Annotated in this window: 15 protein-coding genes; 13 read left to right on the plus strand and 2 right to left on the minus strand. The window is 44.5% G+C overall.

What is annotated here, in order from left to right; translation table 11 throughout:
- Positions 1-50: 50 nt before the first annotated feature.
- From mscL to guaA (C1A09_RS12685), 4 genes are all read left to right on the plus strand, one after another.
- On the plus strand, positions 51-488 hold the full coding sequence (mscL, locus tag C1A09_RS12670) for a large-conductance mechanosensitive channel protein MscL (protein ID WP_101544764.1): 438 nt from the start codon (positions 51-53) through the stop codon (positions 486-488).
- A 255-nt stretch (positions 489-743) separates the two neighbouring features.
- Complete coding sequence (locus C1A09_RS12675; protein WP_101544766.1) at positions 744-1,139, plus strand: HU family DNA-binding protein; 396 nt, start codon at positions 744-746, stop codon at positions 1,137-1,139.
- A 75-nt stretch (positions 1,140-1,214) separates the two neighbouring features.
- The gene (gene guaA, locus C1A09_RS12680) at positions 1,215-2,768 is read left to right on the plus strand and encodes a glutamine-hydrolyzing GMP synthase (protein WP_101544768.1); all 1,554 of its coding nucleotides are present in this window, start codon (positions 1,215-1,217) and stop codon (positions 2,766-2,768) included.
- Between the two features lie 62 nt (positions 2,769-2,830).
- Entirely contained in the window at positions 2,831-4,138 is a 1,308-nt protein-coding gene (gene guaA, locus C1A09_RS12685; RefSeq protein ID WP_101544770.1) for a glutamine-hydrolyzing GMP synthase, read from the plus strand.
- Positions 4,139-4,211: 73 nt separating this feature from the next.
- Here guaA (C1A09_RS12685) and C1A09_RS12690 read toward each other — a convergent pair whose 3' ends face one another.
- Positions 4,212-4,874 carry a Crp/Fnr family transcriptional regulator gene (locus C1A09_RS12690; protein WP_101544773.1) on the minus strand — a complete coding sequence of 221 codons (663 nt, stop codon included), beginning with the start codon at positions 4,872-4,874 and terminating at the stop codon, positions 4,212-4,214.
- A 175-nt stretch (positions 4,875-5,049) separates the two neighbouring features.
- On the opposite strand from C1A09_RS12690, the gene C1A09_RS12695 reads away from it, so the two are divergent.
- The 3 genes from C1A09_RS12695 (at position 5,050) to C1A09_RS12705 (ending at position 9,564) form a co-directional block, all read left to right on the plus strand.
- Positions 5,050-5,646 (plus strand): MarC family protein, encoded by a 597-nt coding sequence (locus C1A09_RS12695; RefSeq protein ID WP_101544776.1) that lies wholly within the window; start codon positions 5,050-5,052, stop codon positions 5,644-5,646.
- A 203-nt stretch (positions 5,647-5,849) separates the two neighbouring features.
- Positions 5,850-8,255: a ligand-binding sensor domain-containing protein gene (locus C1A09_RS12700; RefSeq protein ID WP_245875024.1), complete on the plus strand. Its 2,406-nt coding sequence runs from the start codon at positions 5,850-5,852 to the stop codon at positions 8,253-8,255.
- 178 nt (positions 8,256-8,433) lie between these two features.
- On the plus strand, positions 8,434-9,564 hold the full coding sequence (locus tag C1A09_RS12705) for a site-specific integrase (protein ID WP_007569236.1): 1,131 nt from the start codon (positions 8,434-8,436) through the stop codon (positions 9,562-9,564).
- A gap of 20 nt (positions 9,565-9,584) precedes the next feature.
- Here C1A09_RS12705 and C1A09_RS12710 read toward each other — a convergent pair whose 3' ends face one another.
- The gene (locus tag C1A09_RS12710; RefSeq protein ID WP_008655141.1) at positions 9,585-9,932 is read right to left on the minus strand and encodes a hypothetical protein; all 348 of its coding nucleotides are present in this window, start codon (positions 9,930-9,932) and stop codon (positions 9,585-9,587) included.
- On the opposite strand from C1A09_RS12710, the gene C1A09_RS12715 reads away from it, so the two are divergent.
- From C1A09_RS12715 to C1A09_RS12740, 6 genes are all read left to right on the plus strand, one after another.
- Positions 9,822-10,466, plus strand: coding sequence for a hypothetical protein (locus tag C1A09_RS12715; protein ID WP_044301893.1), 645 nt, complete (start codon positions 9,822-9,824; stop codon positions 10,464-10,466). The genes C1A09_RS12710 and C1A09_RS12715 overlap by 111 nt on opposite strands.
- Positions 10,467-10,664: 198 nt before the next feature.
- Positions 10,665-11,039 (plus strand): helix-turn-helix domain-containing protein, encoded by a 375-nt coding sequence (locus C1A09_RS12720; protein ID WP_004294465.1) that lies wholly within the window; start codon positions 10,665-10,667, stop codon positions 11,037-11,039.
- Entirely contained in the window at positions 11,017-12,141 is a 1,125-nt protein-coding gene (locus tag C1A09_RS12725; RefSeq protein ID WP_007569240.1) for an AAA family ATPase, read from the plus strand. Before C1A09_RS12720 ends, C1A09_RS12725 begins: the two co-directional genes overlap by 23 nt.
- 81 nt (positions 12,142-12,222) lie before the next feature.
- Positions 12,223-13,110 (plus strand): DUF8464 domain-containing protein, encoded by an 888-nt coding sequence (locus tag C1A09_RS12730; RefSeq protein WP_007569241.1) that lies wholly within the window; start codon positions 12,223-12,225, stop codon positions 13,108-13,110.
- A 241-nt stretch (positions 13,111-13,351) separates the two neighbouring features.
- Positions 13,352-13,801: a hypothetical protein gene (locus C1A09_RS12735; RefSeq protein WP_007569247.1), complete on the plus strand. Its 450-nt coding sequence runs from the start codon at positions 13,352-13,354 to the stop codon at positions 13,799-13,801.
- Between the two features lies 1 nt (position 13,802).
- Positions 13,803-14,129 (plus strand): DUF4134 domain-containing protein, encoded by a 327-nt coding sequence (locus C1A09_RS12740; protein ID WP_004289321.1) that lies wholly within the window; start codon positions 13,803-13,805, stop codon positions 14,127-14,129.
- Positions 14,130-14,202: the final 73 nt, after the last annotated feature.

The raw sequence follows: 14,202 nt of genomic DNA on the forward strand, positions 1-14,202 counted from the left end.
GAAAATGTTTTTATATTCGCACTCAAATTCATAATTAAATAATTGAAAAGATGGGAAAAAGTTCATTTTTACAGGATTTTAAGGCTTTTGCCATGAAAGGCAATGTGATAGACATGGCTGTCGGTGTGATTATCGGTGGTGCGTTTGGAAAAATTGTCTCCTCCATCGTGGCGGATGTCATTATGCCTCCAATCGGTTTGCTGGTGGGCGGTGTCAATTTTACTGACTTGAAGTGGGTGTTGAAGCCCGCTGAAGTGGTGGATGGAAAAGATATCGCAGCGGTGACGCTGAACTACGGGAATTTCTTGCAGGCTACCTTCGACTTCTTGATCATCGCTTTTTCTATCTTTTTGTTTATCCGGTTAATCTCCAAGCTGGCCGAGAAGAAGAAAGTGGAAGAGCCTGCCGCTCCCCCCGCACCGCCTGCCCCTACCAAGGAAGAAGTGCTGCTGACGGAAATCCGCGACCTGCTGAAAGACAGGAAGTGATGGCGGCTTTGCGCCCCTGTCCCCGCCGGTCTGCGCCCGGCAGTTCATTAATGAAATAGGAACCATAAGGGACCCGGACAATCTCCGTTGCGGACCGGATGGCGCAGGGTATAGGACTGAATTGTGATTAAAAGCCTTTTAATACCATGTTAAAAGGCTTTTAATGCGGCATTAGAAGGCTTTTAATGTGCCCTTTCCCTACAAGGCAGTCTGTCTGACATTTATATTGTATTAACTTCAACCAACGAATAAATTATGTTCTATAAGAAAAGTCGTGCCAAGATAGCCGGAAAATTCAAATGGTTTCCCCGTGCGTGTGTGTTAAAACATCCTGTGGATACGCAGGAATTGGCTGAGGCCATCAGCTGCCGGTGTACGGTTACTCCGGCTGATGTGCATGCCGTCATCCGTTCGCTGCCCGAGGTGATGGCGTTCTACATGGAGAGCGGGCGCAGTGTGCACATGGACGGCCTCGGGTCGTTCTTCTACAAGCTGAGTTGTGCCGGACAGGGAGTGGATACGCCCGAAGAGGTGAGCGCGGAGCAGGTGCAGGCGGTGCGGGTGCAGTTCATCCCCGAACGCAGCAGGCAACCGGACGGATACCGCCGTGTGCTGGGCGAGGACGTGGACTTGGTGGAATTTGGGAAATAAATCGCATATTTCACGGTTATTTTCCTACTTTTTTCTACTTTTGCAAATCGTTTATAAAATCCATAACAGATTGATATGCAAGAGAAGATTATTATTCTTGATTTTGGCTCACAGACAACACAGCTCATCGGCCGCCGCGTTCGTGAGCTGAATGTGTATTGCGAAATTGTGCCTTACAATAAATTCCCGCATGGGGATGAGAGCGTAAAAGGAGTTATCCTGTCGGGTAGCCCCTTTTCCGTATATGATGCGAGTGCATTCAAGGTGAACTTGGACGAGATCCGGGGACGGTACCCCATATTGGGCATCTGCTACGGTGCGCAATTCATTTCTTATAGCAACGGCGGACGGGTAGAACCTGCCGGAACCCGCGAATACGGGCGTGCGCATCTTAGTTCTTTCGACCGTGAGAATATCCTTTTCAAAGGTGTGAAAGAAAATACCCAAGTATGGATGAGTCATGGCGATACGATTACTGCTGTGCCTGATAACTTCAAAATTATTGCTTCTACGGATAAAGTGACGATTGCTGCTTATCAGGTGAAAGATGAAAAGATGTGGGGCGTACAGTTCCATCCGGAAGTATTCCACAGTGAGGACGGTACGCAAATGTTGCGTAATTTCGTGGTAGAGGTTTGCGGTTGTAGCCAGAGTTGGAGTGCTGCATCGTTTGTAGATACCACGGTGGCCGAGCTGAAAGCGCAAATAGGAAATGATCGTGTTATTCTTGGACTTAGCGGAGGGGTAGATTCTTCAGTCGCTGCTGTGTTGCTAAATCGTGCCATCGGTAATCAACTGACATGTATTTTTGTTGATCACGGTTTGCTTCGTAAGGATGAGTTCAAAAATGTGATGCACGATTATGAATGTTTGGGTTTGAATGTTATCGGAGTGGATGCCAGTGAAAAATTCTTCAAGGATTTGGAGGGTATTGCGGAACCTGAACAGAAACGTAAAATCATAGGTCGTGATTTCATAGAAGTATTCGATGCTGAAGCGCATAAGATAACCGATGCCCGTTGGTTAGCGCAGGGTACCATTTATCCTGACCGTATTGAGAGTCTGAACATTACTGGTAAGACCATCAAGAGTCATCATAACGTGGGCGGCTTGCCGGAAGAAATGAACTTGCAACTGTGCGAACCATTGCAATGGTTGTTCAAAGATGAAGTTCGTCGTGTGGGACGTGAATTGGGTATGCCGGAACATTTGATAACCCGTCATCCTTTCCCTGGACCAGGATTGGCTGTTCGTATCTTGGGTGAAATTACGCCGGAGAAAGTGCGTACTTTGCAAGACGCTGACGATATTTTTATTCAGGGTTTACGTAACTGGAAGGTGAAGGATACCAATGGCAATGAGACAACACTATACCACCAAGTATGGCAAGCAGGTGTTATCCTGTTACCTGTACAGAGTGTGGGTGTGATGGGGGATGAACGTACTTACGAACGTGCTGTAGCTTTGCGTGCCGTGACCTCCACTGATGCTATGACGGCAGATTGGGCGCACTTGCCCTACGAGTTTTTGGGTAAGGTATCCAATGATATTATAAATAAGGTGAAAGGTGTAAATCGTGTCACGTACGATATTTCATCGAAGCCGCCTAGTACAATAGAGTGGGAGTGATGCGGGGTTGAATAATATAAACTGTTTTTTATCACTTGCTTAACTTTAAAAAATATATAAGAATGAAACAGGACATGATTGTGATTTTAGACTTGGGAAGCAATGAAAATACAGTGCTTGCCAGAGCTATTCGTGCATTGGGGGTATATAGTGAAATTTATCCGCATGATATTACGGTGGCCGAGTTGAAAGCTTTACCCAATGTGAAAGGTATTATCATCAACGGTGGTCCTAATAATGTGATTGACGGGGTGTCTATTGACGTGCTCCCCGAAATTTATGAGGCAGGATTTCCGGTAATGGCTGCCGGACATGACAAGGCGCTGTGCGAGGTGAAGCTTCCCCGGTTTACGGATGATGTGGAAGCTATAAAGGGTGCCGTAAAATCTTTTGTGTTCGATACTTGCAAGGCTGAAACCAACTGGAACATGACGAACTTCGTCAATGACCAGATTGAGTTGATACGCCGCCAGGTGGGCGACAAGAAAGTGTTGCTTGCCCTGTCGGGGGGGGTGGACAGTTCGGTAGTGGCCGCTCTGCTACTGAAAGCCATTGGATCCAACTTGGTATGTGTGCATGTAAACCATGGGCTGATGCGCAAGGGTGAGTCGGAAGATGTAATCGAAGTATTCAAGAACAAGCTGAATGCCAACCTTGTGTATGTGGATGCTACAGACCGTTTCCTGAATAAGCTGGCCGGTGTTGCCGATCCTGAGCAGAAACGCAAGATTATCGGCGGCGAGTTTATCCGTGTATTTGAGGAGGAAGCCCGTAAACTCGATGGTATCGATTTCTTGGGACAAGGTACTATCTATCCTGATATTGTAGAAAGTGGCACGAAAACTGCCAAGATGGTGAAATCACATCATAATGTAGGCGGTCTGCCCGAAGACTTGCAGTTTAAACTGGTGGAACCCCTTCGGCAATTGTTCAAGGATGAAGTGCGTGCATGTGGTATCGAACTTGGTTTACCTTATGAAATGGTTTATCGCCAGCCATTTCCTGGACCGGGTTTGGGTGTCCGTTGTTTAGGAGCCATTACGCGCGATCGTTTGGAAGCCGTTCGTGAATCGGATGCTATTTTGCGTGAGGAGTTCCATTTAGCTGGTTTGGATAAGAAAGTATGGCAATACTTTACGGTTGTTCCCGATTTCAAGTCGGTAGGTGTACGCGATAACGCCCGTTCTTTTGATTGGCCTGTTATTATCCGTGCTGTCAATACGGTGGATGCCATGACTGCTACTATTGAAACGGTGGACTGGTCTATTCTAATGAAAATTACTGATCGTATCCTTAAGGAGGTAAAGAATGTTAACCGTGTCTGTTATGATATGTCTCCGAAACCTAATGCTACGATTGAGTGGGAGTGAGAAGACAGGTATAATATATTAATATGATAAAGCCCGGAGCATTGCTTCGGGCTTTACTAATTTATGAAAACGGTTATAATAGTTTTTCCACTTCCGGTATTACAATCTCTCCCCGGTGCAATTCCAACAGCCCGTTTTCTTGCATGCTGTTCAGAATCTTCGATACGCTGGCGCGGGTTTCGTTGAGAATTTGTGCAAAGTCTTCCATTTTTATTTTCAGAATCTTTTCTCCGGTGAGTCGTTCCGTATGTTTTAGGATGAAGTAGGCTATACGTTCTTCTATACTGTTAGACGGTTTATTCCACAAACGGCTGTATAACGTTTGTGCACGGTTACTGATAATATTCATATAGTTCAGGCGAAATATTTCATACCTGAATAATTCTTCCATCACGAACGCCTTGTTGATGCTGACAGTATGTACTTCTGTATGTGCACGATAGTTGGATACATAACAAGTATTCATGCCAAACATAGATTGTGGTTCAATCAGATAAGGAGCTGACAAATACTCGGTAAAGCTGTAAGAATCATCATCCGACGATGTGGAAGAAACTACTTCTCCCTTCAGTATAAACATAAGTTGGTTACAAGGAGTTCCTTTTTTCTGAAGAACTTCTCCCGCCTTATGTTTTGTGAAGTGTAATTTTACCTTTCCCAAAATGCACGTAAAGTCCTCCTGGGCTAGTCCCTGGAAGAGCGGCAATTGGAGTAAGGTATCAAACATTGTTTCCATATCGTTTCATCTTCTGGTTTAGAGACAAATGTAGATATAATCAAGCTCTGCCGTAAACACTTAGTCTCTCTTTTTGTTTTTTTTATTATTTCTTAAAAGTGCTATTCATTCGTTATTAAGAAATATTGTAGAATGCATAAAAATAGATTATCTTTGCAAAAAAAAGGAGGGAAATATGTTTTCAGCATTTAATTGGCAACAGATGACCAGTGCATTTATCGTGCTGTTTGCTGTGATAGATATCATTGGTTCTATTCCTATTATAATCAATTTAAAGGAGAAGGGGAAAAATGTAAATGCACTCAAAGCAACATTAATTTCGTTTGCATTGCTGATAGGTTTCTTTTATGCAGGCGATATGATGCTGAAATTATTTCATGTGGATATAGAGTCGTTTGCGGTGGCAGGTGCGTTTGTTATCTTTTTGATGTCGTTGGAAATGATTCTTGATATTGAAATCTTTAAAAACCAGGGTCCCATTAAGGAAGCTACCTTGGTACCTTTAGTGTTCCCGCTATTGGCTGGAGCCGGCGCTTTCACCACTTTGTTATCGCTTCGTGCTGAATATGCGAGTGTTAATATCATCATTGCATTGGTTCTGAATATGATATGGGTATATTTTGTTGTCAGCATGACCGGACGTGTGGAGCGCTTCTTGGGAAAAGGGGGTATCTATATCATTCGCAAGTTCTTCGGTATTATATTGCTGGCTATCTCTGTCAGACTATTTATGGCGAATATCTCGTTGTTGCTCGAAACACTGCAAAAGTAGAGGGTGAACTTTGTTTTTCTAACAAAAATAAATGTATTTTCGTTATATTGATGCGTAAAAATAAAATCTATTAATTTATTTTTTATATCTTCGTCTCGTAAATATCTAGTATATCACTGATGAGGCGAATCAAATATTCTTTTTCAACTATCTTGTTATTGTTTTCTGTCTGTGTATACGGACAATATTTTAAGAAATTGGGAATGGAAGATGGACTTTCCAATCCCTCTGTATTAGCTATTTATCAGGATATTTTAGGGAGAATATGGTTTGGGACGAATGAGGGTATCAATGTATATGATGGTAAGCAGATTTACAAATATATATCTTATGATGTTGTAGAGGGGCAGTTTCATAAAGAGAAACTTATCAATGGAGAGATTAATCAGATTGTAGGTGATGATGAGGGGAATATCTTTATACGCAATAATGGGACATTGATTAAATATGATATTCGAAAAGAAAGTCTTAGAGAGTTACGTTCTTCCAATATTGGTGCTTTAGCCGTAATTAAAGGAAAAGTATGGTGTGCTGTCCGTGATTCACTATTCAAGTATGATGCTGATACTGATTCTTTATGTTTCTTTCGTGAAATAAATACTTCCTACATTTGGTGTATCGAAGAGATGTCAGATAAACTTTGGATTGGAACTGCCAAAGGGCTTTATGCGCTGGAAGACGATACTGTTAAGTGTGTATTGCCCGACGTCGAAATATTTAAGTTATTCGTTAGTAGTCGTAATGAATTATGGATAGCTTCCCGTATGAAAGGGTTATATAAAATCGGCAGAGATGGAATATTGAAGAAGGAGTTGCATTCTCCTACGCGTGTTGTTAGTGAACAGATACGCGATTTCATTGAAGACGATCAGCAAAATATATGGTTTGGTACTTTTGAGGGGCTACAAGTTTATAATCCCTATTCTGATACTTATTCTGTTTATCGTCCAAGTGCTTATCCGGGTTCTTTGGAGCATCAATCTGTTTTTTCTCTTTATAAAGATAGGCAGGGTACCATTTGGATAGGGACTTATTACGGAGGTGTCAATTATTTTAATAAGTCGAAGGATATATTTCATTATTATCCATATAGTAAATTGAACAAAGATGGTTTGAGCTTTCCGATTGTCGGGCAAATGGTTGAAGATAAGGATCGTAATCTTTGGATATGTACGGATGGAGGAGGAGTGAACTGTTTGGATAGAAAGACCGGTACTTTTACATATTATATGGCATCCGGTATAAATTCCATTTTGCACAATAATACTAAGAGCATAACTTATGATGATAAGCGTGACCAAATATATATTGGTACTTATACGGGAGGTGTTAGCCGATATGACCGGAAAAGTAGAAAATTCTATAACTATCTTACAGATTATGAACGGACAAAAAACGGACCGAATAGAATAATATATCATGTCTTGTTTAAAGACAATTGGTTGTATGTATCTGCACGTAATGGTTTTTGGAGGTTAAATCCTGAAACAAATGAATTTCAACTGATCAATAAGAATAGACTCTATCTGACATTTGAAATAGATTCTCGTGGATATATTTGGTTGACTGCCGATTATAATCTGTATCGGATGAAGATTGGAGAATGGACACGGGTAGAGCGAATTAATATAGAAAAGATTGCGGAACGGAAAGCCAAGATAACCAGAATTATGGAAGCGACCGACGGAATGGTTTATGTTTCGACTTTAGGAAATGGTATCTTTACCTATAATTATGAAACAAAGGAGTGGAAACATCATACAGCGAAACAAGATAATCTGATAAGTGATTTTTGCTATAATATGGTAGAAACGCCCAAGAATAATATATTGATAACTAGCGATAGAGGTATTTCTCTTTATTCTCCTTTTAATAATTCCATATACTCGATTGAATTAGGACTTAAAGGAGGAATATCTGCCGTGACGGATGGTTGTGGTGTATGGACAGCTTCCGATGACTTGATTTATATTGGAGGAGTAGACGGTATGATTTCTTTCAGAGAGAAAGATCTGTATTTGGAAAGTGAAAGTCATACAGAATTCTATTTTTCCAATCTTCATATTAATAATGCTATAGTACGTCCTGGGGATAAATCGGGAGTACTGTCACAGGCATTACCTTTTACAAATTCCCTTGATCTGGCATATCATCAAAATAATCTTATGATTGATTTCTCTAGTTCCAATTATGTGGAACATGAAAGAAATGTCAGATTTCAGTATAAACTGGAAGGCTTTGATAAAGAGTGGATTTCTACAGATCAGTTACGAATTGGCTATACTAATTTGGCTCCGGGAAACTATGTGTTGAAAGTACGTGAATCAAAAAGTAAGATATTAGGAAAAGGATATAAAGAAATAGCTCTTGATATTAAGATACACCATCCATGGTTCGCTACGTTTTGGGCATTTTTGGTGTACTTGATAATCATGGCGATCATTATTTATGTCTTCTGGAAAATAAGGACTGGGCATCGGCTCTTGGCATTGTCATTGGCTAAAGAAAAAGATGAAAAAGAACGGATAGAAGAATTGAATAAGATGAAGCTTCGTTTCTTTGCCAATAAACAAACAGACATATTAAAGATGAAAATAAAATCCAAATAAGTACAAGTAAATAGGCTTTATATCAGACATTTATAAAGAAATCGTTTCTTTCAGTTGTTTTCGCTATTTTCTGTTAATTAGTTCTTTTTGGGTACATTTTTGTTCCTTGTTTGTTTCTTGATTTCGGTTTTAATTCGTACATTTGCATACGAAAAAGAACGAATGAAAGAATACGATTATGCCACGAATAAAGAAGCCTAAAAAAGTAAAAGAGCCCATCCGTCTTCGGATGAAGGATTTGTCCGATGGCAGCAAAAGTCTGTATCTGGATATATACCGCAATGGCAAGCGGACATATGAGTACCTGAAGCTGTATCTTATCCCGGGAACGGACAACAATACCCGTCGGCAGAATGAAATAACAATGGCCGCTGCGAATGCCATCAAGTCGAAACGCATTATCGAACTGACCAGCGGCGAAGCCGGTATCGTGAACCATACAGATAAGGTTTATCTGCTGGACTGGATGCAAACCTATTTGGAGTACCAAGAGAAACGCGACAAGAAAGGCATCGGTCAAATCAAGGCCGTTACCCATATCCTGAAAGAATATGCAGGGGAAAGGTTTTTGTTGGATCGGGTTGACCTCGCTTTTTGCCAAGGCTATATCGACTACATGCTGACGACCTTCCGCCCTAAAGGAAAGCCGATAGCAGCATCTACACGCAATACCTATTATCAGATATTCAACGGTGCCCTGAACGCTGCCGTCCGGGCTAAACGGTTGTTGAGAAATCCGTTTAATGAAATGGAAAAATCGGAGAAGCCCAAAATGCCGGAGAGCGTGCGGTCCTATATGACCATCGAAGAGGTACGGGCGTTGATTGCCACTCCGGTACAGGATGGGAGGGTTAAAAACGCCTATCTGTTTTCCTGCTTCTGCGGACTGCGTATCAGCGATATTGTCGGCCTGAAATGGAAGAATGTCTTTGTCGATAACGGCCAATACCGTCTGGCGGTGGCTATGCAGAAGACCAAAGAACCGATTTACCTGCCACTCTCCAACGAGGCGTTGAAGTGGATGCCGGAGCGTGAGGACAAGGCGGCGGATGACCATGTGTTCAGCTTGCCTTCAAACATCAACCAGTATCTCAAGCCGTGGGCCGAAGCGGCCGGAATCACCAAGCGTTTTACTTTTCACACGGCCCGGCACACATTCGCGACCATGATGCTGACGCTCGGTGCGGATCTCTATACCGTATCGAAGCTGCTTGGTCATACCTCCGTGAGAATGACACAGGTGTACGCCAAAATCATCAACCAGAAAAAAGACGAAGCAGTCAATTTGGTCAACGGGCTATTCGACTGATGTAGTTATACATGTCAAATTCAATTTACAGGTAAATATTTCCGGCTTTTCTCCGACTTTTCAAATAGTCGAAGTAATGCCACTATTATAATAAGTATAAACCCATAAAAACAATTCGACATGAAAGGACAAAACAACAGGTCCTCTCTTTTTTTGAAGGGAGACCACATCTGCACCACTTCGCTACGGAACAGGATGTAGCGGAAGAATTTTACGAATTGCTCTCCGAAGCGAGGGAGCTTTATCTTCAAGACGTCATGGCAGGCGGCAAACGGTATGGCCGCTATGTGGATGACTTTATAAACAGTCACCGGTACATCGACTGCAACAGTGCGGTTTGCAGGAATTGCCATGAAATGAACATCCATATCATCAGAGGGCTGTTGATCGATTGCACAAGTCTCGTCAAAAGCCTCTTTACCGCAGAAACATTTTCTTTCGAGGAGTGCATGGCCTTGAAACGAAAGTACGACATTGCCGGAGTATGGTTCGGCTCTTCACGTATAGAAGATTCCAGAAACGATCCACCTCTCTCCTTCGGTTGTAATTTTTCCCGTGAACAGATGACAGGTATTGTGGCTTGCGCCAACGCTTATCATCTGTTTTGCGTTTCCACACTCCGCATCGAGGACATGGAAGCGCTTTTTGCCTGCAAGAAGGGCTTCTGCATACGTGTGAACAATATCCGCCATGTGGCGGTCCTGTTCGACGCGTTGCTCGAAAACACCTTCATCCTGCCTCACTGGCAGTCGGTTCTCGACAAGGGGCGGTTCCTGTTGTCCAAAGACGGCACAAGATACGTTACCGCTTCAAGCCTCTCGTCCGCCCTGTCTGCGGCGAGGAACAACATTACATCGGCAAACCTCGGCATACGAAAAGCCGTCAGCCGACTGAAAATATAACACGAAGTGCCAAAAAGCCAAGTATGTGAAAGATAAAACAGTGACAATTGCCGTGATACGTGCATAGTATCACGCCGGTATTTCCGGCTGTCCGGTTCACATCACATAACTTTGACCTCCGTTAGCGCGCTGCATAACGGAGGTAACTCTCCATTGTCTAATTTTAACATGTATTTTATGCAAAACAGAACAACATTCATGGAGCGGTTGAGCGAACGGCTGACCGCCATAGAAGCGGTTCTCAAGAAGTTGGAACCGGTGGAAGGTCTGTTGGAGCGTGTGGCTTTGCTGGAAAATACCATTTACACGACCAAGAAGGTCTTCACTTTTCAAGAGGCGTGCATGTATATCGGCGTGTCCGAAAGTATGTTGTACAAACTCACATCGAACAAGGAAATCCCGCACTACAAGCCTCGCGGCAAGATGCTCTACTTTGCGAAGGAAGAGCTGGACGCGTGGCTCTTGCAAAACTACGAACCTACGGTGGACGATGCCATGCGTATGGCGACGGAAGTGTCCGCAACCCAACCGTTCTTTAACCAGAAGCGCTATGGAAAACGAAAAAAGAACTGACCGTAACTCGTGGGCGGAGCTGGACGAGAACCGCCTGTCGGATATCCTCACGGCATCGCAAATAAAGGCCACGGACACCTACGAGACTCCGCCCCAGATTATATGGATTGACAACTCCACCATAGCGACGCTCGGTAATTTCAGCGCTTCGACGGGTAAGGCGAAGGCGAAAAAGACGTTCAACGTCTCGGCCATCGTCGCCGCGTCGCTGGCGGGCCGGCAGGTCTTGAACTATCGGGCGCACCTGCCCGAAGGCAAACGCAGGATTCTGTACGTGGACACTGAACAGAGCCGTTTCCATTGCCACAACGTGTTGGAACGCATTCTCCGCCTGGCGGGGCTGCCCACCACGACGGACAACGAGAATCTCGATTTCATTTGCCTGCGGGAATACACTCCTGCCGTCCGTATCGGGGTTATCGACTATGCCCTGCGTCAGAACAAGGGGTATGGGCTGGTCATCATAGACGGCATCCGCGACCTGATGCTCGACATCAACAGCACCAGCGAATCGGTGGAGGTCATCAACAAGATGATGGAGTGGTCGTCGAAATACGACCTGCACATCCATTGTGTGCTACACCTGAACAAGGGCGACAACAATGTGCGCGGGCATATCGGTACGGAAATGAGCAATAAGGCGGAAACGGTGCTGGTCATCACCAAAAGTGCGGAGAATCCCGTTATCAGTGAAGTTCATGCGCTGCATATCCGCGAGAAGGAGTTCAAACCGTTCGCCTTTTCCGTTGATGACGAAGGGTTGCCGGTCATGGTGGATAACTATTCGTTTGACGGCAGTGTAAGACCGAAAGCCCGGAGCAGCTTCATGGATTTGTCCATCGAACAGCACCGGGAGGCACTTTCCGCCGCTTTCGGGGACAGGCCCATCAAAGGTTTCGAGAACGTGCTGCAGGCCCTCATGGCTTCCTATGAGGCTATCGGGTTCAAACGGGGACGCAGCGTCATGATAAAACTGCTGCAATACCTGACGGAAAACCTGAAGCTGATCGTCAAACGGGACAAGCTCTTTTATTACGATGTGACCCCGACCGAAGCCCTGCTTTTCGACGAAGAATGCGAGGAAGCGGAAGGTGAAAAATAATTTAGTTTACTTTGGTCCGGGTATATATAGGAGAAAAACCAAAGTAAACTGTTTTTTGAAAACAAGTGAAAAGAAAATGACATGACCATAGCGGAAGCAAAACAACTGCGTATCGTGGACTATCTCGCCAGTCTCGGCTACCATCCCCAGAGTGTGATATCAAAACAATACTGGTATCTGTCACCGCTGCGCGATGAACGCACTCCGTCGTTCAAGGTCAACGACCGGCTCAACGAATGGTATGACTTTGGCGCAGCGACGGGCGGCGACCTTGTGGAACTGGGCAAATACCTGTACCGGACGAACAGCGTGAGCGAAGTGCTTGCCTGTATCGGGAGACATGAAAATGCTGCCCCGATACAAAGAGTGCGGATTCCGGGGACAACACCCCGTCCCGTCGAAGCTGACATGAAGGACGTGCTCGTCGTGCCGTTGCAGCACCATGCGCTACTCTCGTACCTTCATTCCCGTGGAATCGACGGGGACATCGGCCGCATGTTCTGCCGGGAGGTCCATTATGAATTACGTAAACGGCGCTACTTCGCTCTTGCCTTCGGCAACGCGGCGGGCGGGTACGAGGTGCGCAATCCTTATTATAAGGGCTGTATCCGGTGTAAGGACATCTCTGTCATCAGGCAATCTCATGGTGAAACACAGAACCGTGTTTGCGTGTTCGAGGGCTTCATGGATTTTCTCTCTTACCTGACGCTGAAACAGGCGGGTGATGATACGGTCTGCATCGACGCACCTTGTGATTACCTCGTGATGAACTCGGTGAACAACCTGAAAAAAGCATTGGAACACTTGCAGGTGTACGAGGAAATCCACTGTTATCTCGACAATGATCTCGCAGGGCAGAAAACGGAAGAGACCATCGCCGGCATGTATGGCGGGCGTGTACGCAACGAAGCACCCCGTTATCGCGAATACAAGGACCTGAACGATTACCTACGCGGAAAGAAACGGTAAGGCATCATCGTTACCCTTTCCCTTGAAAGCTCTCCTCCCGGAGGGCTTTTTTTATGCCCGATTTTTCTGCTTCGATACCTCAAAGTATGAAATTAAAGTTCAATTTTAGTGTTTCAAACTTATTTCTATGTAATAAAATACTGTTTGATATAAAGAGTTTTTGTTACATCAAATATAATATTTTTCTTTGCAACCGTACTTTCAAAGTTCAATTAAAGTTTAATTTCATACTTAAAAACAGATGGGTTCATACTTTATATTCGCCCTTGTACTGACGGTGCTGTACATCGTCTATTTCGCGGTCAATATCATCCGTGACCTGTATGGAAAGAAGGGAACGGAGAAGACTGACGAGGAAGTTTTCGACCTCGGTCCGATGGATTCCACGGAAGAGAGTGTCGAGGTTTCGGAGAACGAGACCGGGTTCAAAATCGGAAATGAAACATACGGCACGGAGACTGTACCTGCCGCTTCGCCTGCCGCCCAAAACGGCGACACCGGGAAAAAAGATGGAACAGCCAAGGATCGGCTCGAACGGCTGAAAGCCAAGGCAGAGGCACAGATGGAAAAGGTCGCACCCTACCTGTCCGACGGCTTTACCGACGAAGAGATGTATAAGGCAATGATTTCCAAAGGACGCTTGGACAACCGTCCCAGCCTGAAATGGAGACCGGTCAAAGATAAGCTGTAAGATGTCGAAAACGAAGAAGATACTATGTGCGCTTTGTTCCATCATCCCCTGTTCGGCTCTGGCGAAAAGTGGCAGCGTGAATTACAGTTGGGGGGCGGATGCGCTGGCGACGATGCACGACTACGTGGTAACGATGATGTTCTACGTCCAAGCTCTCTGTTGTGCCATCGCCGGGATTTGTGTGATTGTGTCCGGATTCCAGATTTACGTAAAGATGAACACGGGCGAGGACGGTATTACCAAGTCCGTCGTAACGCTTGTGGGCGCGTGCCTGTTCCTGATCGGTGCCTTCCTTGTCTTTCCTGCCTTTTTCGGCTATCGCATATAGAAACGGGATGCAGGAATGAGGTGCCGCCATAACGATTCGAAAGAACTGCAATACTTACCCTAAAATAAATAAT

Source organism: Bacteroides cutis, assembly GCF_900241005.1.
Lineage (GTDB): Bacteria > Bacteroidota > Bacteroidia > Bacteroidales > Bacteroidaceae > Bacteroides > Bacteroides cutis.